Source organism: Clostridiaceae bacterium HFYG-1003 (assembly GCA_024579835.1).
Taxonomy (GTDB): domain Bacteria; phylum Bacillota; class Clostridia; order Clostridiales; family Clostridiaceae; genus JG1575.
In genome coordinates this window covers 127,529-148,165 of record CP102060.1, presented here as the reverse complement: position 1 = coordinate 148,165, position 20,637 = coordinate 127,529, and the positions used below count along the sequence as shown (strand labels likewise).

Genomic DNA, 20,637 nt, shown 5'->3' with positions numbered 1-20,637 from the left:
AAAGGAAGGTAGATTATGAGTATTAAAAAATTGATTAAAATACTTTTAGATATTGAAGTGAATGCTGAGGATATATTAAAACTTAGAGAAAATCCCAAGGAATATGTCACTAACGAAAACGATGCTGAAAAGCTACAAGACTTATTTCTGCTCATTGACTTAGCAAAAAGTCAGGAGGTGAATGAATATGGCAAATACTGATGAACTTCGCTATATTCAAGCCTTTTCAAGAATTATCGGTGTAAAGGAAGATGATGCTATAGAATATACTCAGAAAAAGGGGCTTAACGCCTTAGTAGACAATGCCACACAGCTCCTTACTACACCTGCTCAACGAGAGAAGCACCAAGCATTTCTTGATTTATACCGAATGAGTAGCGGTATCAATGCAAGAAATCCCATAATTAACTCACCGGAATCTGCATCTGACTTCTTTCATTCTGTGATGGATAAAATTTATGATAAAGAGGCATTTGTCGTAGCTTTTCTAAATACCAAAAACCGTGTTATCGACCACGAAGTTGTGTCTGTAGGAACAATTAACAGCTCTATCGTGCACCCTAGAGAAGTTTTTAGAAATGCTATTATCAATAAAGCCAATTCCGTAATTCTATGTCATAATCATCCATCGGGAGATCTAACTCCTAGTGCAGAGGATATAAACATTACAGAACGTCTAAAAGAGACCGGTAATCTTCTGGGGATTCCAGTGTTAGACCATTTGATTATTAACGGAATCAACATGAGCGAAATCTATTCTTTTAAAACTCATGGTGTACTGGAAACCCCAAAAACTTATAATACTGCGAAATCAGTACTTAATGGGGAAACTGATTATAATTTTAAAAAGGCCACTAATAAACAAAGTGTTGTTTTTAATGTGCCCATGCAAGAGCATAATTATCCCCTACCCGACCCTGACATAAGCATTGCAGACCGCAACTCCTATGGCTACCTAAACGATGAAATGCTTCCCCTCTCACAAGAGCGAGCTGCTGAACTATTTGAGCAAGATTTGACCGTATATATGCTTTATGAAGATGATACCGAGGCCATGGCTTTTGAGCGTGAGGACATCGATAACCATAGCGGACTGTTTGGCATTGAAAAAAACGACTGGACTGCACTTCAAGACTATGAAGAGCTGAAAGGTGATGGCAGGCTCTCCCCTGAAATACAAGAACAGCTCTTCTTGGAGAGTACAAAGGATGCCTTTGCCATTTATCAGCTAAAAAGTGGTGAAGAATATCGTGATTATCGCTTTGAAGGACTGGAGCGTTTACAAAATGCCGGACTTGAGGTAACACATGAAAATTATGATTTTATCTATACGGCATCTATTGCTGACTTTAATGGCAGTGTAAACAGTGCCTTGAACCAGCTATACGAACAGTTTAATATAAACCACCCTACCGGATTCACCGGACATTCCCTGTCCGTCAGCGACATCATTGTCTTAAAGATAGATGATAATGTATCCTCTCATTATGTAGATAGCTTTGGCTTTCAGGAGCTGCCACAATTTTTAGAGCCTACCCCCCTTGTGCCGGATCATTTCCTGACCGGGGAAAGGATTGATACGCCACGGGGAAGTTTCTCCTTGAACTCCATGACAAAGGAACAGATGTCGGTAGCCGGTTATGGTTATCACCATTCTTCCGATGATGGCAAGCATCACATCATGGGAAACGGCACACGTGCATTTGCCATTAGAAACGAGGACAACCCCCTTCGCACTGCTGAAATGTCAACGGAGCAAAACTTCAATAAAATTGATGGCATCTTAAATAATCAACCAACTGTGGCAGAGCTTGAAGCGACCGTAAAATCAGGAGGCACAATCTCCATTTTAGACCTTGCGAATGCTGTGCAGGCAGAAAAGCGGGAAAAACGCACTTCCGTAGTTGAGCAGTTAAAGACCAAGCCGTTACAAGAGAAAGAAAAATCAAAAAAAGCACCTTCCGTGGATGCAGAAATGGAGAGATGATTATGAGCAGATTTACAGTAGAGGAAACCAATTTAATGTGCATTTATAATATCGGTTCAAGGGCAGATTTGCTCTCTGAGCTTTCTGAGATGCAGAAACACCTTGAAGCTGACGAAACCGAGCTGCTTGACCTGACCAAAACGGTTATGGATAAGCTATCAGCTATGAGTGACACTGAGTTTGAAAGTATTTCAGTAGAGCTTATCCCTGACTTTGAGGAACAGGAGGGCTAAAGATGCCAACAAAAGCACAATCCTTTGCACAGCTTGCAGAGTATACCGCTGAGCACCTGACAAGCAGCCTCGCTAACTGGACTGGATTTCTTACCACCGCAGGGCGGCTGTATAAATACCCTTACCATGAACAGCTGATGATTTACGCACAAAGACCTGATGCAACGGCTTGTGCTGATTATGAGCTTTGGAACAATAAAATGAACCGTTATGTTCGCCGTGGTTCAACAGGCATTGCGCTTCTCGATTCCACAGGTGACAAGCCAAGGCTTAAATATGTATTTGATGTTTCCGATACGGGCGGCAGAGAAAATTCTCGCCGCCCTTTCCTTTGGGAGATGCAAGACCACCACAACGAGCCAATCCTTGAGATGCTTGCAGATAAATTTGATGTAAAAGAAAGTTCTCTTTTCGAGGCATTTGACATCATTGCCCGAAATCTTTCTAAGGAGTATTATGAGGATCACAGGGAGGATATTCGGTATCTGACAGAAAACAGCTTTTTAGAGGAATATGATGAGGACAACCTCCAATCTGCCTTTGTAGATGCTGCCGCCGTAAGCACCGCCTATACCTTGATGAAGCGATGCGGGCTTGAGACAGAGGAATATTTCAGCCATGAGGATTTTCTCCCCATTTTCGATTTTAATACAGCTGATGCCGTTTGCCTTTTAGGTACAGCCGTTAGCGAACAGTCCGAGAAGGTATTCAGGCAAATAGCCATAACCATTACAAAAACAGAGCGTGAAAGGAGCAGCGAACATGAACAACATCACTTATCAGAAGAACGGAGATTATCAGATACCAAACCTGAGCATAGCCTCACAGGAACAGCCACTCGGCAAATATGGGAGGATGCGCAAAACTTACCTTCAGGAGCATCGGTCAGCTTTGTTCAACTCCCTGATCCTGAGCGAGAAACTCTATCCCCATCTGTTGGAGATAGACCAAACAGCAACCAGACGGATGGAACAGATTATGACCGATCTACAGAAAACGCAGGCACCTCCCGACAAGATGACCCATCAGATGGAATGGGTGGGATACATGAACAGCTTGAAATCGCAGGCCGAGGAACTGATACTGGCGGAGTTAATCTACAATTAACTCTTTTCCCAACAGAAGAAGAACAAATCCAGCGTATAGCAGAGAGCAAAATGCCCTCTGCTTTTTCTTTATCCTTGGCAGAGATAGAACACGAGCTTTTGCGTGGCACAGGCACGCAGGATGGAAAATTCCGTGTCCACCAGCTTTACCAAGCAATGCCTGATCGCAAAACTGCCATTGATTTTTTAAAACAGGAATATGGATTTTATGGCCATAGCCACACCTTCACCGATGGCACAAGTGGATTCGTTGATTATCAACCTTCAAGAGGCATGGTGATACAGCACTACCATTCCAACAATAAGGTGGCTTTAAAATGGGAAGATGTCGAAAAACATCTTCGTGCCTTGGTTATGGCTGACCGCTATTTAACTGCTGAGGAAAAAACCGAGCTTGAAAGCCGTGAAAAAACTTCTGCAGGACTGGATACCTCCCTGCAAGAACGTGAACTGGTGCAACCCCCTCCCATTCCATATGCCCCCGGCGATACGGTCTATCTTGAAAGTAATACTGCCTTCATCATTGAAAAAATCGGACAACATGATGTTACCCTTCGTGACCCCTCACTTTTCAATCCTATCCTTAGAGCAGAAAGCAGAGAAAGCTTCTTACAGCTATTGGAGCGCTATCCGCAGCCCAAACCCGAATACGAAAAGGCTGATAATTTCCGCATTACTGATGAACACTTAGGCGAAGGCAGCAAGCGCGAGAAATTCCAGAGAAATCTTGCTGCTATTACTACCTTGCAGGTACTTGAAAAGGAAAACCGCCCCGCTACTAAAGCGGAACAAACGATCATGTCGAAGTATATCGGTTGGGGCGGCTTATCAGAAGTCTTTGATAGGGATAACAACAGCTTCTCAGTGGAATTTGATCAACTTAAAGCAACCTTGTCTGAAGACGAATACGATATGGCACGAGCCTCCACGCTAAACGCTCACTACACCAGTCCTACCGTAATCAAGGCAATCTACAGTGCCGTTGAACGCATGGGCTTTAGCACAGGCAATATTTTGGAACCCGCTTGTGGCACTGGCAATTTTTTCGGCCTTCTCCCTGAAAGTATGGCAGATTCAAGACTCTATGGAATTGAGCTGGACAGCATCACCGGCAGGATTGCAAAACAGCTTTATCCCAATGCCAATATTGCCATAACTGGCTTTGAAAAAGCAGAGCTGCCTGACAGCTTTTTTGACCTTGCAATCGGCAACGTTCCCTTTGGCAATTATAAGCTTAACGAAAAGCGATACAATACCCAAGGCTTCCTCATTCACGACCATTTTTTTGCCAAGGCACTTGATAAAGTCCGCCCAGGCGGTGTTATTGCTTTTATTACCTCGAAAGGCACAATGGATAAGCAATCACCTGAAGTTCGCAGATACCTTGCACAGCGAGCTGAGCTTTTAGGAGCCGTCAGGCTGCCGAACAATGCTTTCTTGAAAAATGCAGGCACGGAAGTCACCAGTGATATTTTGTTTCTGCAAAAGCGTGATAGACCCATTGATGTAGATAGAGATTGGATTTACCTCGACAAAAATGAAAATGACATTACCCTGAACAGATACTTTACCGACCATCCTGAAATGATCCTTGGAACGATGGAAATGAAAAGCGGACCCTTTGGCATGGAAAGTACCTGTTCACCGATTCCCGATATTGACCTAGCCGAACAGCTAATGACAGCTATGGCAAGCATCGATGGTCATATCCCCGAAGCTGAGCTACCTGATATAGAAGTAGGCTCCTCCACTACGCTTCCTGCAGATCCTACAGTAAAGAACTTTTCCTATACCCTCATAGACGGTGAAGTCTACTACCGTGAAAACAGCCGCATGGTGCGCCCTGAGTTGAATCAAACGGCAAAGGAGCGCATTGCAGGATTGGTGAACTTAAGAGAATGTGTCAATGACCTTATCCGATATCAGCTTGAGGATTATGGCGATGATACGATCAAGCAGGAACAAGCTCACCTAAACCAACTTTATGACAGTTTTACCTCAAATTATGGACTGATTAACAGTCGTGGAAACAGTCTTGCCTTTAGCGAGGACAATTCTTATTATCTTCTTTGCTCTCTTGAGGATGTAGACGAAAACGGCAATTTGAAAGCCAAAGCCGATATGTTCACCAAGCGCACCATCAAAAAAAGAGCTGCCATTACTTCCGTTGATACTGCGAGTGAGGCATTAGCTGTATCAATAGGAGAAAAGGCGACAGTGGACATGGCATACATGGCAAAGCTCACAGGCTTACCGGAAGAACAGCTTGCCGAAGAATTGACGGGTGTTGTTTTTCGCCTGCCGGATCTCCAGAATGAAGAGAAGCCCGCCTATGTGACTGCCGATGAATACCTCTCTGGAAATGTCCGTGAAAAGCTCCGCACTGCAAAGCTGGCAGCAAGGTTATCGGATATTTATTTACCAAATGTATCTGCACTGGAGGCGGCGCAGCCAAAAGACCTTGAAGCATCTGAAATTGATGTCCGTCTTGGTGCAACTTGGGTAGACAAAGGCTATATCGAGCAGTTCATGTATGACCTGTTTGATACCCCTTGGCGGCATCAGGGAGATATTGAAGTAAAATACGCCCCTTTCACTGCTGAATGGAGCATCACCAATAAAAACAGCATCGGCTACAACAACGTGGCTGCTTATGTAACCTACGGCACTGACAGAGCCAATGCCTACCGCATTTTAGAAGACACCTTAAATCTTCGTGATATTCGTATCTATGACACCGTAACCGATCCCGACGGAAAGGAACGGAGAGTGCTCAACAAGGATGCCACCACCTTGGCACAGCAAAAGCAGCAGACTATAAAAGACGCCTTTCAAGAATGGATTTTCAAAGATGCAGACAGACGGCAAACTCTTGTCAGGCAGTACAACGAAAAATTCAATTCCATCCGTCCCCGTGAATATGATGGTCAGCACATTAAATTTGGCGGCATCAATCCCGAAATCGCCCTAAGACCCCATCAGGTCAATGCCATTGCTCATATTCTTTATGGCAACAACACCCTGCTCGCCCATGAAGTCGGTGCAGGCAAGACCTTTGAAATGGTAGCCGCAGCAATGGAAAGCAAACGCTTAGGGCTATGTCAAAAGCCGCTCTTTGCAGTACCCAATCACTTGACCGAACAATGGGCAAGCGAGTTTCTAAGGCTTTACCCCGCCTCAAATATCTTGGTAGCTACGAAGAAAGACTTTGAAACGAGAAACCGCAAAAAATTCTGTGCGAGGATCGCCACCGGAGAATATGATGCAGTCATCATTGGTCACAGCCAATTTGAGCGTATCCCCATGTCTATAGAACGGCAGGAACGCTTACTCCGTGAGCAGATTGATGAAATCATTGATGGTATTGAAGAAATCAAGGCAAGCGGTGGTGAACGTTTTACAGTTAAACAGCTTGAACGCACAAAAAAAGGACTGGAGGAACGGCTAAAGAAATTGGAGGCTCAGGAGCGCAAAGATGATGTGGTGACCTTTGAGCAGCTTGGTGTTGACAGGCTTTACGTTGACGAAGCACACAGCTATAAAAATCTGTTCCTATATACCAAAATGCGAAACGTGGCAGGACTCTCCACCTCTGACGCTCAAAAATCCAGTGATATGTTTCTCAAATGCCGCTATATGGACGAGCTGACCGGCGGAAAAGGCATTGTTTTTGCCACCGGCACACCAATATCCAACTCCATGACGGAGCTTTATACCATGCAGCGATATTTGCAGTACAACACGTTACAAAAAAACGGGCTTACCCACTTTGATTGCTGGGCAAGCACCTTCGGCGAAACAGTTACGGCTATTGAGCTTGCCCCAGAAGGCACCGGATACCGTGCAAGAACACGTTTTTCCAAGTTTTTTAATCTTCCTGAGCTGATGTCGATGTTCAAGGAAGTAGCGGATATCAAAACCGCAGACCAGTTGGACTTGCCGACCCCAAAAGTAATCTATGAAACTGTTGCCGTAAAGCCTACAGAAATTCAATCAGATATGGTAAAGGAACTGTCTAAACGGGCTGCCGAAGTCCATGCAAATAAGGTTGATCCTTCCGTTGATAATATGCTTAAAATCACCTCCGACGGTCGAAAGCTTGGGCTTGACCAACGTATCATTAACCCCCTCCTTCCTGACGATGAAGCAAGTAAAGTCAATGCCTGTGTCAACAACATCTACCGCATATGGCAAGAAGGCTCTGCGGATAAGCTGACACAGCTTGTATTTTGCGATATCTCCACACCTAAAGGAAGGGCTATGTCTCAGGACGAACGGGCGGCAAAGGCAGGTTCACAAACCATTAACGGTATTAAACTTGCAGCACTTGAGGACACCCTAGCTGATTGCGTGGCTGAAACTGGCACGATTGGTTTTAATGTTTATGATGATATTCGTAGCAAGCTGGTATCAATGGGAATGCCCCAGCATCAGGTGGCTTTTATCCATGAGGCAAATACAGAAGTGCGAAAAAAAGAACTATTTGCAAAGGTACGCAGCGGTGATGTCCGTGTTCTGCTTGGCAGTACTGCAAAGTGCGGCGCAGGCACAAATATCCAAGATCGGCTTGTAGCCCTCCACGACCTTGACTGCCCATGGCGTCCGGGAGATTTGACCCAGCGTTCAGGCAGAATAGAGCGGCAAGGCAACCTCAATGAGGAAGTCGGGATCTACCGCTATGTAACTGAGGCGACCTTTGATGCGTACCTCTGGCAGACCGTCGAAAACAAGCAAAAATTCATCTCGCAAATTATGACTTCCAAAAGTCCTGTCCGTTCCTGCGAGGATGTAGATGAGGCAGCTCTCTCCTATGCCGAAATCAAGGCTCTTTGTGCGGGCAACCCCAAAATAAAGGAAAAGATGGATTTGGATATTGATGTGGCAAGGCTCAAGCTTTTAAAATCAAACCACCAAAGCAGCCAATACCGTCTTGAGGATAATTTGCTGAAGTATTTTCCAGAGAACATAGAAAGAAATAAAGGCTACATCAAAGGCTTCGAGCAGGATTTGCAGACCCTGAAAGCGCACATCCCAAAAGACGGTGAATTTATGCCGATGGTCATTAAAAGCGATACCTTAACCGATAAGGACAACGCAGGCGCAGCACTCTTGGAGGCCTGCAAAGAAGTAAAAGGCAGTGAATCCGTGGAGATTGGCAGCTACCGTGGTTTTTCCATGCATCTATCCTTTGACAGCTTTAACAGGGAGTTTCAACTCACACTAAAGGGTGCAATAAGCCATCCTGCTAAGCTCGGTATGGATGCAAGGGGCAATCTCATTCGTATTGACAATGCTCTTGCTGCAATGCCTGAACGCTTAAAAGCAGTCACGAATCAGCTGGACAATCTCTACAATCAACAAGCTGCTGCAAAGGCAGAGCTTGGCAAGCCCTTCCCTCAAGAGCAGGAGCTAAAGGAGAAAACCGTTCGACTCTCTACCCTCGATGCTGAGCTTAATATGGATGCAGGCGGCCATGCCCCTTCCAGCGATGCTCTATGTAAAAAAGACCGACCCTCCATCTTAGAGAGCCTAAAACAGCCGCCAAAAGTTGGAAAGGAGCTAAAGGTAAAGCACGAGAAAGAAATGGAGGCACGATAATGGCAAAAAGAATACGAAATATTCAACTTCACTTTATGGTGACGGAACAAGAACGCAGTTTTATAGCAGAAAAAATGGAACAGCTCGGCACAAAAAATTTAGGAGCCTATCTCCGCAAAATGGCGGTGGATGGCTATGTCATACAGCTTGATTTATCCGATATACTGGAACTGGTAAGCCTCCTTCGTCGAACCAGCAATAGCTTAAACCAACTCACCAAGCGAGTGCATGAAACAGGCAATATCTACGATGATGACATTGAAGAATTAAGAGTAAGCTATGACAAGCTTTGGGAGACGGCAGATGAAATACTCTGCCGCCTTTCTACAATTTAAATTCCATATCATGGACAGAAAGAAAAAGCTTTGGTACGCTTATCTCATAGAAATGGAGGTCGGTTTTTATGCGAATACTGCTTAAAATATTGTTGTTCCCTGTAACCCTTATGATATCTGTCGTTTTACTTGTGTGCCAGTTTGTCTGTATATTTAGCTCGATGCTGCTTTCAATTTTAGCATTTTTCTTCTTCGCACTTGGACTGGCAACAATGCTGATTCTGGGCGAAACAAAACAAGGCATAAGCGCATTATTCATTGCCTTTCTCATCAGCCCTTATGGAATCCCCATGCTCGCTGCTTGGCTCATCGGCACAGTGGGTGGAATCAATGAAAGGCTAAAATCAATTTGATGATATAAGGGTGACAAAAGTATTTTTAGGATTTCTTCCTTAAATGACGCAAAGCAGGAGCATTCTCATAAAACAAAGTCGCAAAAGCCGTTTATTTACTCTTGTTTTGATTATTATGCTCCTGCTATTTTATTCTCTTTGCATTTTTTTAATTTGTTGTAGTGCAGCATTTGCTTTTCCAAGTAAGGATTTTACTTCTGGGCTTGTATCGCATTTGAAAAGTCCGTTTACAACTGCTAGAAACTCCATATTTATTGATTCATATCCGAAATTGCTCTCAATCCTTTTGGTCAATGAGTCTACAACATATTCCCAAAATTCCTGGCTCAGAAAATCTGTCCTTAGCTCCATTAAATCCGTTTTATCACCTGTTGACTCAAAGATTCTTTCATAATATGGATTTACAAGCCAATATGCTACTTGAAGTGGACGATTTTTCTCAATAGAGTCATAGTCCGATATGATTTTATCTCCAATCATATCGTTGAACATTGCTCCAAAATGTGGATGCTCCCCAGATTTAATTAACTTAGTATACCGTGCTTTATAATCTGATATAAAACGATGCATTTTATCGGTTTCACTTTTACGTGATAGCATATGAACTAAAATGCTTAGATCGAGCAGCAACTCGTAAGCAAATATCTCAGCCGATATTCCATTATTGAAAAGAGTTTTGTAATTACCATGCGCAATACGATTGCGAATTATGTTGTTGAAATAGTACATGAAATATTCAACTACTTCAGGATATATGTCGACCTGTATATCTTGTAAATGTTGGATTTTTTCTTTTAGAACATCGTTTATGTGAATTGTCATACTTGTAAACCGATTAAACGTAGTAGCGTCTTTCAAAAAATCCCCAAACATCCCTTCTATTTGCAACGGAATAATATGATTGAATATTATAAAGTCATTGGATTTAAACAGAGTCAAACTTTTAAGTAATACCTCTTTCCTTTCTCTTAGACAAACACTTAATTCAATCAAGTTAGATAATTCATTTATTACATCGTGATCCTGTACATATTGCCTTAATGTATTTAGATATAATTGAGAATTAGAATTTTTATGTGTATAAAGTTCGTCAACAGAAGGAATTTTTTCTTTGGCAAGATTAAGATCACTCACTCGTTCTTCATCACTTTTAATATGAATAGAACGATGCCAATTCCTGTGCAGAGCATCAATAGCAGTATATAGTTTCACTTTGAAAAACAAGGCGTGCGGTCTATCTAAATGATCACCTGCAATTTCGAGAGCCTCTTTATAAAATGAAAATTCAAGGGCAGCATCAATCATAGTATCCTTCGACAGATTTAGGGCCAAGCCCTGAAGAGTCTCGCTGATACTTTGTGGTTCTTTTAAATTACAGAAACGGTTCAATTGCCTTTCCACGTGTTGTTTTGAGAATAATATCATTTCTTTCTGTGTTCTCAATTCATTACACTTTTTATGGTACTCTTGTAAAAGATTTTCTTCGGTAGCTAAATCCCTAATTAAAGAAAGACTTGGTGTTTTTGATTCTAAAGATGCTATACTGCCTTTTGTTGATAAAAGTTGAGAATCAATAATATTGATTCTCGTATTTACCTTATGTAAAAACGAATTATACAGTTGAACGAATATTTTGTCGTATTCTTCCTGAATTATAATAAGCTTATCCTTTGGCAATTCTTTTATGCCAATCATGTTGCACAGAGATACATAGAAATCATCTGGAGTACTAATTTCTATTTTTAGAACAGATTTAATGACCGTGTTAAGCAGTCTGTTGTTTGCACCGTCAACACTCTCAACAGCTTTATTGAAATAAAACTCACCTAACTCCTGAACCGTAGATTTAAGAAATATTTCTGAATCAATACAATCATATAAATCGATTTTTATGTATCTATATAGGTTTTTGCATATATCTTTTTCATTTTCTGACAGCATAATAATTCCCCTTCCGTAAAGTATTATATTAGAATATTTTACCATATTGCAGGCCTTAAAGACAGCCATTAGATTTTAATATAGGAGGTGTTATCCTGGCTACCACACGTTTAATTTCTATGCACCAAAACAAAGGCAAATCCATTGCGGATTGCCTTGCAGATCGTACCGATTATGCGAAAAATCCAGACAAGACAAACGAGGGCGAATACATCAGCTCTTATGAGTGCGACCCCAAAACCATACAGGGAGAATTTCTCCTTTCAAAAAGGCAGTATTCTGATATTACAGGCAGGCAGCAAGAGAGCGATGTGATAGCCTATCAGATACGCCAGTCCTTTAAGCCGGATGAGGTTTCACCTGAGCTTGCCAACAAAATCGGCTATGAATTAGGTATGAGCTTTACAAAAGGAAACCATGCCTTTATCGTTGCAACTCACATTGACAAAGCCCATATTCACAATCATATTATCTTTAATTCAACTTCCTTGGACTGCACAAAAAAGTTCAGGGATTTTTTAGGCTCCGGGAAAGCAGTCCGCAAAATTTCTGATCGCCTATGCTTAGAAAACAGTCTGTCTATCATCGAAAATCCAAAGCGTGGAAAGAATCATTATGGCAAGTGGTTAGGCGATAAAAAGCCGCTCTCCCACTCTGAAAAGCTACGCCGGATTATTGACGAAATCCTTACAAAAAAGCCTACGAATTTCACAGTCTTCTTGGAAGAAATGAAACTGGCAGGCTATGAAATAAAACAAGGAAACCACCTGTCCTTCAAGGGTGAAAATCAGAAGAAATTCATTCGCCTGCGTTCTCTCGGTAATGATTATTCAGAAGAAGAAATCAAGGCAATTATCAGTGGCGAGAAAGCTCAGGCTACAAAGAAAGACCTCCACCAAAAGCCTCAGCCCCGTGTCAATTTACTTGTGGATATACAGGCGAAATTACAGACCGGCAAAGGTGCAGGCTATGAACAGTGGGCTAAAATTTTTAACCTCAAGCAGATGGCACAGACTATAAACTTCTTAACGGAAAACAAGCTTCTTGCCTATGAGGATTTAGAGAAAAAATCACAGACCGCCACCAACAATTTCAATCAACTTTCTACGGAAATCAAGGCTGCGGAAAAGCGTATGGCAGAGATTGCGGTACTGAAAGCTCACATCATCAATTACGCAAAAACCCGTGATGTTTATACTGATTACCGCAAAGCAGGCTACTCCAAAAAATTCTATGAAGAACATACTGCCGACCTTCTATTACACAAGGCGTCTAAGGCGGCCTTCGATGAGCTTGAACTGAAAAAACTGCCAACGGTTAAGTCTCTGCAAGCCGAGTATGCCGAGCTGCTTTCCAAAAAGAAACAAGCCTATGGGACATACCACGCTGCAAAGAAAGAAATGCAGGAAGTATTGACCGCAAAGGCAAATATAGACCGGCTTTTACAGAGTGAAGCACCTGCAAAAGAGAACGAAAAGACACAGAATCAACGATAGTATTGCCTATGCTTTTTCAGCTCACGCAATGAGCGCAGCCACACAATTTATTGTGTGTTCAGTGGGGATTGGGGATGCTCCCCAACAAGCAAAATTGCAAGGTGTGTACCACCTTGCCCTGCTTGCCACGATTGTTTCCAGAAAAAACAGGACATTAAGACAGTACAATTTCTCTTCAACTACGCCTCTTTTTATCCCACTTCATTAAATTGTAGTCATTTATCACATAATGTTGTGAGTTTCTTTACTGATTTGCTATTAATTCTTGTAAGTTTACGATATCTGGTTTATAATGTAATGGTTATTATAATGCCCGGATTACAATGCCCGCAAAGCAAAAGTCGGTGATAAAAGAGGGATGAATATGAATATCAGTTATAAGAAATTATGGATTGAGCTTATCAAGCGAGATATCAAGAAAAGTGATTTGAGAAAGCTAACCGGATTATCGGCAGGAACAATCACAAAGCTGAATAAAAACGAACCTGTTTCTGTTGCCGTATTGCTATCAATTTGTGAAGTTTTACAATGTGACATCGGTGATATTTGTTCAGCGGTTTCAGATGGCAATGTTACAGAAAATAATTGAAGTATTCAGCGGAAAGGAGTGTTCACATGGGAAACGTAATCGCTTCAACAGAGCAAATGATTGAAAAAATCAACGATGTTCTAAAATCAAAAAGGAATGCCGTTGTTAATATTGTAAATGACAAGCTGACACTGTCAGTTTTTGCATTACTCGAACAAAATCTTAAAAATGTAAAGGAGATAAACTTTGTAATCAGAGATACAAAGTTTGTCCCTGAGAAATCTGAAATATCGCATGAGTTTGAAATGGCTCCAACGGATATCTTATACAATTCCTATGATATTGTCGAAAAAAACAAATTGAAGCACTTTGCAAAAGCAAAGGCTATGCACGATTTTATCAAGGCGAATGTAAATGTTAAAAGGGCAAACCCTAAAACCAAAATAGGTGGAAATATCATCATTATTGATGATGATTTTATGATACAAGGATCATCCTCCTTGGAGGTATCTCCAAAGAAAAGCAAAAACTCTTACAGGAATATCAATTTTGACACGATGCTCAATGGCACGATGGACAAAGATCAAATACTTTCGGCATTAAACATATTCAATCAAATCTGGTTTAACGATCAGGTTTCTTCGGATTACAAAGAAGAATTGTTGCAGAGTTTGTCCTTTGTTTATAAAGAACATTCCCCTGAATTTCTGTACTATTATACCCTCAACGAACTGTTTGGATATCAAATAGATAGCGGTATAGAAAGATTCGAAAGAGACAGCGAAAGATTCAAAAAGACTGAAATATGGCAATCGCTTTATGATTTTCAGAAGGACTGTGTTGTATCTGCCATTCAAAAGCTGCAAAAATATAGAGGCTGCATCATAGCCGATTCAGTTGGTTTAGGTAAAACTTTTGAAGCCCTCGCTGTTATAAAATACTTTGAAATAAAGATGGATAATGTTTTGGTTCTCACCCCTGCGAAGCTCTATGACAACTGGAACTCATTCCGTGGTACATACAAGGACAGTTTTTTGAATGAGATTTTTAATTACAGGATTATGTTTCACACAGATTTGTCCAGATACAAAGGCATGTCTCAATCTGGACAAGACCTAAAGCGATTCGACTGGGGCAATTATGACCTTGTCGTCATTGATGAATCACACAATTTCAGAAACAGAAATGACCGTTACGATGACAACGACCAATTGATTATGACAAGGTATGCCAGACTTATGCAGGATGTAATCAAAAGAGGCAAAAACAATACCAAGGTGCTTCTCCTTTCTGCCACTCCTGTTAACAATAGCTTGGTAGACCTTAAAAACCAGATTAGCATCATAACCGGCGATAGAGATTTCGCTTTTCAGGATGAAGGCATCTCCAGCGTGGAGAACCTTCTCAGGAAGTCCTCTGCTGTTATCAATCAATGGGAAACTACTCCCAACCATAATAAAAATGATTTGTTAGACAGCCTTCCTTCGGACTTTTATAAGCTCCTTGAGCTTATGACTATTTCCAGAAGCAGAAAGCATATTACCAGCTATTACGGCAACAGCAGCGTTGGCAAATTTCCCAGTAAAAACAAGCCGGAAACCAGACGCCCTGAAATTGATACTCATGAAGAACTCCTAAAGTTTGCTGATACAAATGAATTGCTAGAATCCCTTGAATTGTCGGTGTACACGCCTACAAAATATATTAAAAGCGAATACCAGAAAATATATGCTGAGAAATATAGCTTGAAGGGAAAACGTGGCGGAAAAATGGACTTCCAAACCCAGTCTAAGGGTATGATTGTCATGCACCGTTTCAATCTCTTTAAACGCTTGGAAAGCTCGGTCTATTCCTTTGCGGAAACCATCAGAAGATTGATGGAAAAGATTGATAGAACCATGGAAATACTTAATCGAGGCGGATTTGTTGACGAGGAAACAGGCACAGCCGATGAAGAATATGAATACCTGGAAGGCAAATATGAAATTGAAGTTGCCCACCTTCGTGTTGCGGATTATCTGTACGATTTAGAGGGCGATAAAATTATCCTTGAAAAAATATACAATGATGCAAAGAGCATTTTAGATGAAAATAGAGATTTGAAAATCCGCACCCTACAAGACGAAATTGTTAAAAAAGTAACGCAGATGCCTTACAACAGCGGCAACAAGAAGATTATCGTATTCACTGCTTTCTCAGATACAGCAGAATACATATATCAGCAAATTGCAGACGAGCTTAAGAAAATCCACTTACACACTGCCTGTGTGACAGGCAAAGGCGTAAAGACAAACAACAAACATGTGGATAATGATTTTAATTCCCTGCTCTGCGCCTTCTCTCCAAAATCAAAAATGAAAAAGGAGATTCTGGCGGATAAGCAAATTGATATCCTTATTGGTACAGATTGTATTTCGGAGGGTCAAAACTTGCAGGATTGCGATACGGTTATCAATTTTGACATCCAGTGGAATCCCGTATCCTTAATACAAAGATTCGGTCGAATTGACCGTATCGGCAGCACCAACGAACGTATTCAAATGATTAACTTCTTCCCTAACCTTGAGCTGAATGAATACTTAGGTTTGGAGCAGCGAGTAAAAGGAAAGATGACAACCTTGAATATTGTTTCCACCGGCGATGAGGATTTCTTGTCCCCTGAAATGAACGACTTCAACTTTAGAAAGAGGCAACTCGAACGCTTGAAGGATGAAGTCATTGACATTGAAGATGCCAATGAGAATATCTCTCTTACCGACCTGAATATGAACGAATACCTGTATGAATTGTCCGATTACGTGAACAACACTCCGGCAATAAAAGGTGTGCCTAATGGGCTATATTCTGTAACAGACGGTGAAAAGCAAGGTGTTTTATTCTGCTTTAAGCATAGCAATGATGATCAAAAACCTAAGTCTGACAGCTCTCTGTACCCCTACTATTTGCTTTACCTTGATAATAACGGGGAAGTGCTCTATGGGAATGGCAAGGCTCGTGAAGTGGTTAAGCTCTTTAGAAAGCTCTGCTATGGAAAAAACTTACCTGTTCAGCCCTTGTTTGACCAGTTCTTTCAGAAAACAAACAATACAAAGGATATGAAGATTTATTCCGAGCTTCTCAACAAGGCGGTACATTCCATCAAGGGTGAAGAAGAAGAAAAAGCCTTCCAAGCCACCTTTGACTTTGGCGGATTCAACAATGCTTTTGCTGAAGAAACGACAGATGACTTTGAGCTGATTTCATTTTTGGTGGTGGAATGATTATCACATAATTCCCAATAATACCGGTAATATCAGGAGGTACCTAATGCCAATATCCTTAACAAATATTAGAGTGAATAACTTCAGATCATTGGAAAACATTGATTTAACAATCAATAAAACCAATATTATCATAGGACAGAATAATTGTGGAAAATCCAACCTGCTCAAAGCAATAAATATTGCTTTTGGTAACGTTCGAGATATTTCTGAATCTGATATTTTTATTTCATCAGAGGAAAGAATTTCAAGCACTAAAACAGCAACAATAGATATTTTATTGAAGCCAGTAGACTTAGAAGGTACTTTTCAAAAAACATTTTCTGATTTCTGGATAAGTGTATTTACAGATTCTTGGATTACACCTGACGAAACCAACGGAGATTACGTCGGAATTAGAACTGTCCTTCAATACGATATAAGAAAAGATGACTATATTATTGTCAAAAAGCCTATTCAGGAATGGAATGATTCTATTGAAACATCAGTTGTTGGTGCAAAGAAAAGCTTTGGAAATGATATGGTTGATTCATTGACATCTTTTTATATGGATGCTCATCGTGATGCTGTTGAAGATATCAAAAACAGAAAATCATTTTTTGGTAAAGCTACGTCTCAAAGTGATTTATCAGATCAGCTAACTTCGGAATTAGAAGGACAGCTAAACTATATAAATTCAGAAATTGTTCGAAATATACCTGCGCTGCAACAAACAAATAGAAGAATGTCTTCTATAGGTAAAACAATGGGTTCATCAACAGGTACTGTGGAAATTGAACCCCTCGCTAGAAAAATTTCTGATTTGCACAAAGGAATGGACATTGTATATAAAGACGGCGTAGCTGCTCAGTTTTCCATATCACAACACGGAATGGGAACACGAAGTTGGATATCTTTTTTAACACTAGGTGCTTATGTAGATTGGCACAACGAAAAACTTAAGCAAGATGATGAAGATGCTGAAAATTATACAATGTTGACAATGGAAGAACCCGAGGCGCATTTACACCCTCAAGCTCAACGTCAACTGTACTTTCAAATAAGTGAATTTGATGGGCAGAAAATTATTAGCACTCACTCTCCTAGCGTTCTTGCTCAGGCAGACCTAAGGGATATTATTTATATTAATAAGCAGCAAGGTAAAACTAGTGTGAAGCGTTTTAATGTAGGTCAATTTACTCCGGAAGAATTGAATCGAATAGAGCGAGAAGTTATCAATACAAGAGGTGAATTGCTGTTCTCTAATGCTATTGTTCTATGTGAAGGTATAACCGAAGAACAAGCCTTACCTATATACTTCAAAGAATACTTCGGAGTTGAAGCAATTTGTAGCGGTATAAATATAATCGGAATTGGCGGTCAGAATTACAAAACATTTCTAAATTTAATTAAAGACCTTGATATCCCTTGGTTTATTTTCAGCGATGGTGAAACTGAAACCAAAAAGACTGTTAAAAAAGCCGTCGGCGTTGAAAATATTGAAGAATTGAACAGCATGTCAAACATTGTTATTTTAGACAACGAAAATGATTATGAAAAATATTTAATATCTGACGGTTATAGGGACATTATTATTTCTGCAATAAATGAGTGCGAAAATGATGAAGAATATTTTGCTAACTATATTCTTACTAAAAATCATACATCTATGGGTAGAGAACGTACTAATGATCCTACGTGTGGTACTTGTCAGCAACATATATATAAGGACGTTTTAAGGGATTTCGATGGTGAAGGTGGATTGGAACGTGCATTATATGATTGTTGTACCGGAAAAAAAGCGAAAGCGAAATATGCTACATATGTGGCTGAAAAAATAGTGTCACAGCAAGACGTTACCAAACGAATTCCATCGAAAATTAATACTCTTTTAAAAGAAATTGGGCGTCTTTTAGATTTAACAGAAAAGGAGGATTACAGAACTCATGAAGTTATCGAATAAGCAAGAACAAATTGTTAAGCATGTGGAAGGGGCTATTCTAGTCAAAGCAGGACCGGGAAGCGGAAAAACACGAGTCCTCATAGAAAGGATTAAACATCTTCTTCTATCCAAAAAACGTTGTAAAATTTTAGCACTTACATTTAGTAACCTCGCTGCTGATGAAATGAAAAATAGACTTAAGGAAGATACTTTAATCAGTGATTTAGCTGAAAATGTTACCGTAGGCACTATCCATTCGTTTTGTTTAGATTTAGTGCAAAGCAGAGGCAACTTAATTGGCTTAGGAAAAGAACTGATGATTTTTGAAAGCAATTCAGATCAGCTTTCAATATTGCGAGATGTTTTCTCCAGCGATCCTCAACTAATGACAATATTAAAGTCAAAAGAAAAGCCTACCGCTTTTCTACAAAAATGCTTGTCTCTAATTTCCGAACAAAAAAAGAAATTCATTTCGCCAGAAATGTGTGAAATGAACGAACCATTTCCAGTAATCTATCGTGAATATAATGAACGTTTATTGAGCCAAAATGCTTTAGATTTTGATGACATACTGTTTTTTGCATACAAAATTCTTACAGAAAACCCTTCCGTTGTGAATTTATATACCTCGCTATATAAGTTTGTATGTGTAGACGAAGCACAGGATTTGAATTTTGCACAATATCAAGTTATCAAAGCACTCTGTGGAGATAAGTGCAAAAATATAATGCTTGTAGGAGACGAAAATCAGTCGATATATGGGTTCAATGGGTCAGATAGCACTTTAATGTCTGAAAAGTTTGTTAAGGACTTCAAGCCCACTATTTACTTGTTGAATGAAAACTATAGATCTGCAAAAACGATTGTAAATTTTGCGAATAAATTAGGAAATTACGATAGCGTCTCCAATTATGTTTATTCAGGAGAATTAAAGGCATATTCTTTTTCGGATGAAAAATGTGAAGCTCAATTTGTATTAGATAGAATTAAGGAATTACTATACAGCGGTCATCCTGACATAGAAAATGGGTTAAGTTATGATTCTTTTTCAGTTATTGCACGAAACAAATATGTACTCTCGCCTTTGGAAACTATTTTTTCAGAACTTAATATTCCATTTGTTTATAAAAAAAGCTCAAATGGCCTTGAGAACGAATCAGACTACATGAAAGTATTTGAATTAGGAATCAGAATATTGTTAAATCCGAAAGATATTGTTCATTTAAGAGAATTGTGCAAAATTACTGACCGAAAATCATCTGGAATTGTTAGTGATGATAATTCAATAGCAATCTTAACACAAGCTATAGAAAATACAGCATTCACTGACTTGCTCTCTTGTTTTCAATCGTTAAATAAAGAGGAAATTAATTTCTCTAAGGTTTTACTGCAACTTAAAGAACAACTTCCTGCAAACATGTCGGATGAAGAGAGATATCTAATTATTAACGATATTGAGCAATGGGATAAGCATTGGAAAAAGTACTCTGGCCAAGTACAGCGTGAGAATAGAACACTACTCTCTTTTAGAAATTATATATCCCTTGGGAAAACTCAGGACACCTCTTCTTCCAAAGGAATTTCCTTGCTTACCGCACATATGTCTAAAGGTTTACAGTATGATGTAGTTTTCGTTATTGGACTATCTGAAGGCACATTCCCAGACTATCGTGCAGTTAGCGCCGGTGGTTCAGAAATGGAACAAGAAAAGAATAACATGTACGTTGCCGTAACAAGAGCCAAACGTCTATGCTATCTTTCCTATCCTAGAAGCAAAAAAATGCCTTGGGGCGATAATAAACGGCAAACTCCGTCAAGATTTTTGAAAGATATAGATATTCTTGAATCTTAGATTATGTTAGAGTTTGCTTTTAACTA

General features: G+C 40.2%; 13 protein-coding genes. 12 read left to right on the top strand and 1 reads right to left on the bottom strand.

What is annotated here, in order from left to right; all coding sequences use genetic code 11:
• Positions 1 to 15: 15 nt before the first annotated feature.
• The 7 genes from NQU17_00565 to NQU17_00535 all read left to right on the top strand — a co-directional run bounded on the left by NQU17_00565 (position 16) and on the right by NQU17_00535 (position 9,612).
• Positions 16 to 201 (top strand): hypothetical protein, encoded by a 186-nt coding sequence (locus NQU17_00565; protein UUM12091.1) that lies wholly within the window; start codon positions 16 to 18, stop codon positions 199 to 201.
• Complete coding sequence (gene radC, locus NQU17_00560) at positions 188 to 1,987, top strand: DNA repair protein RadC (protein UUM12090.1); 1,800 nt, start codon at positions 188 to 190, stop codon at positions 1,985 to 1,987. Before NQU17_00565 ends, radC begins: the two co-directional genes overlap by 14 nt.
• A 2-nt stretch (positions 1,988 to 1,989) precedes the next feature.
• Positions 1,990 to 2,220, top strand: coding sequence for a transposon-transfer assisting family protein (locus tag NQU17_00555; protein UUM12089.1), 231 nt, complete (start codon positions 1,990 to 1,992; stop codon positions 2,218 to 2,220).
• Between the two features lie 762 nt (positions 2,221 to 2,982).
• Positions 2,983 to 3,327, top strand: a complete 345-nt coding sequence (locus NQU17_00550; GenBank protein UUM12088.1) for a TnpV protein — start codon at positions 2,983 to 2,985, stop codon at positions 3,325 to 3,327.
• Positions 3,255 to 8,924, top strand: a complete 5,670-nt coding sequence (locus NQU17_00545; protein ID UUM12087.1) for an SNF2-related protein — start codon at positions 3,255 to 3,257, stop codon at positions 8,922 to 8,924. The genes NQU17_00550 and NQU17_00545 overlap by 73 nt, the downstream gene beginning before the upstream one ends.
• Positions 8,924 to 9,259, top strand: a complete 336-nt coding sequence (locus NQU17_00540; GenBank protein ID UUM12086.1) for a plasmid mobilization relaxosome protein MobC — start codon at positions 8,924 to 8,926, stop codon at positions 9,257 to 9,259. Before NQU17_00545 ends, NQU17_00540 begins: the two co-directional genes overlap by 1 nt.
• Positions 9,260 to 9,327: 68 nt before the next feature.
• Positions 9,328 to 9,612 (top strand): CD1845 family protein, encoded by a 285-nt coding sequence (locus NQU17_00535; GenBank protein UUM12085.1) that lies wholly within the window; start codon positions 9,328 to 9,330, stop codon positions 9,610 to 9,612.
• Between the two features lie 129 nt (positions 9,613 to 9,741).
• Here the strand turns inward: NQU17_00535 and NQU17_00530 are convergent, their stop codons facing one another.
• Entirely contained in the window at positions 9,742 to 11,622 is a 1,881-nt protein-coding gene (locus NQU17_00530) for a hypothetical protein (GenBank protein ID UUM12084.1), read from the bottom strand.
• A 50-nt stretch (positions 11,623 to 11,672) separates the two neighbouring features.
• Between NQU17_00530 and NQU17_00525 the strand changes: the two genes are divergently transcribed.
• The 5 genes from NQU17_00525 to NQU17_00505 all read left to right on the top strand — a co-directional run bounded on the left by NQU17_00525 (position 11,673) and on the right by NQU17_00505 (position 20,611).
• Positions 11,673 to 13,049, top strand: coding sequence for a relaxase/mobilization nuclease domain-containing protein (locus NQU17_00525; protein UUM12083.1), 1,377 nt, complete (start codon positions 11,673 to 11,675; stop codon positions 13,047 to 13,049).
• Positions 13,050 to 13,413: 364 nt separating this feature from the next.
• Entirely contained in the window at positions 13,414 to 13,638 is a 225-nt protein-coding gene (locus NQU17_00520) for a helix-turn-helix transcriptional regulator (protein UUM12082.1), read from the top strand.
• 26 nt (positions 13,639 to 13,664) lie between these two features.
• Positions 13,665 to 16,838: a helicase-related protein gene (locus NQU17_00515; GenBank protein ID UUM12081.1), complete on the top strand. Its 3,174-nt coding sequence runs from the start codon at positions 13,665 to 13,667 to the stop codon at positions 16,836 to 16,838.
• A gap of 46 nt (positions 16,839 to 16,884) precedes the next feature.
• The gene (locus tag NQU17_00510) at positions 16,885 to 18,780 is read left to right on the top strand and encodes an AAA family ATPase (protein UUM12080.1); all 1,896 of its coding nucleotides are present in this window, start codon (positions 16,885 to 16,887) and stop codon (positions 18,778 to 18,780) included.
• Positions 18,764 to 20,611 carry an ATP-dependent helicase gene (locus tag NQU17_00505; protein ID UUM12079.1) on the top strand — a complete coding sequence of 616 codons (1,848 nt, stop codon included), beginning with the start codon at positions 18,764 to 18,766 and terminating at the stop codon, positions 20,609 to 20,611. Before NQU17_00510 ends, NQU17_00505 begins: the two co-directional genes overlap by 17 nt.
• Positions 20,612 to 20,637: the final 26 nt, after the last annotated feature.